The sequence below is a fragment of the Qaidamihabitans albus genome (assembly GCF_016464705.1).
Classification (GTDB): Bacteria; Actinomycetota; Actinomycetes; order Mycobacteriales; family Pseudonocardiaceae; genus Qaidamihabitans; species Qaidamihabitans albus.
In genome coordinates, this window is the sequence record NZ_JAEHOB010000047.1 from 1 (window position 1) to 1,315 (window position 1,315).

Consider the following 1,315-nt stretch of genomic DNA (forward strand, 5'->3'; position numbering starts at 1 on the left):
TGTGAAGTTCGGGGACATCGGTGACAGTGGAAGTCTCTGGACATCGGTAACACCTGACCGGTCGTGACCATGATGGTCGATGGCCAGGGATGGGGTTGCTGTGGACGCGAGGTTCGCTGCGGCGGTTGCCGCCTATGCCGGCCCGGACGGTGAGCGGATGAATGTGGCCGCGACGTGCCGGGCGTTGAAGGTCAGTCGGAAGAGGTTCTACAAGTACGTCCGCCGGTTCGAGGCGATCGGTGTGGAGGGCTTCTACCCCGACTCGCGGCGTCCCCGGTCGAGCCCGACCCGGCTGCCGGGCGAGCTCGAGGACGTGCTGGTGATGCTGCGCAAGCAGGAGGCCGACGCGGGCTGGGACTACGGTGCGGACGCGATCGCGATGCGGCTCGAAGAGCGTCGCGACGAGCTGTGGCCGCCGGAGCGAAAGCTGCCGTCACGGACCACCATCAATCGGGTTCTCGACGCCCGCGGGCTGCTGGCCAAGACCCCGCGACGCCGGCCCCGCCGCCGGTACCGCCGGTTCGCGCGCAGTCATGTCAACGCGCTGTGGCAGTTCGACGGGTTCCCCTACCGGCTTGCCGATCATCGGTGCGTGGTGGTGTTGCACCTGACCGACGACTGTTCCCGGGTCGATCTAGCGCTGCAAGCGGCGCGCAGCGAGAACGGCGAGGACGTGTGGGCCACCTTCTGCGTGGCCGTGTCACGCTACGGGTTACCCGCCCAGGTGCTCACCGACAACGGTTCGGGCTTTTCCGGCCGCCGGCGTGGCTGGTCCAGTCCCTTCGAACGCCGGCTCGGCGAGCTAGGGGTCCACCCGATCTCGGCCAGGGTCGGACACCCCCAGACCTGCGGGAAGAACGAACGAGCCCACCAGCGGGTCCAGAAGTGGCTGGCACGCCAGCCCCGAGCCCGCACCCTCGCCGAGCTGCAGGAACTGCTCGACACCTATCGGGTGGCATACAACCACCGCCGCAACCGAGTGCTCGACGGACTCACCCCCCAACAGCGGTTCGACCTAGGCCCTCTCGCCGTCCCCTCTGGTCACCACGAACCCACCCACCTCAGCCACCACCCCGTCGCACACCAAGGAAACATCGGGCTCGGCCAGATCCTCATCGGCCTCGGACGACGCCACGCCGGCAAGACCGCCACCGTGTTCCGCACCGGCGACCACGTCGTGATCTTCATCAAGGACGAACTCGTCCGCGACCTCGCAATCGACCACACCCGCCGCTACCAACCCCAAGACCGCTAACCTCGAACTGTCACCGATGTCCTGAGACATATGTGCTACCGAAGTCCTGAGACACAACAC

1 protein-coding gene is annotated in these 1,315 nt (G+C 67.0%); it reads left to right on the top strand.

The window, feature by feature from the left end; all coding sequences use genetic code 11:
- Positions 1 to 100 precede the first annotated feature (100 nt).
- Entirely contained in the window at positions 101 to 1,255 is a 1,155-nt protein-coding gene (locus tag JAP66_RS31745; protein ID WP_199435567.1) for a DDE-type integrase/transposase/recombinase, read from the top strand.
- The last annotated feature ends 60 nt before the right edge of the window (positions 1,256 to 1,315 follow it).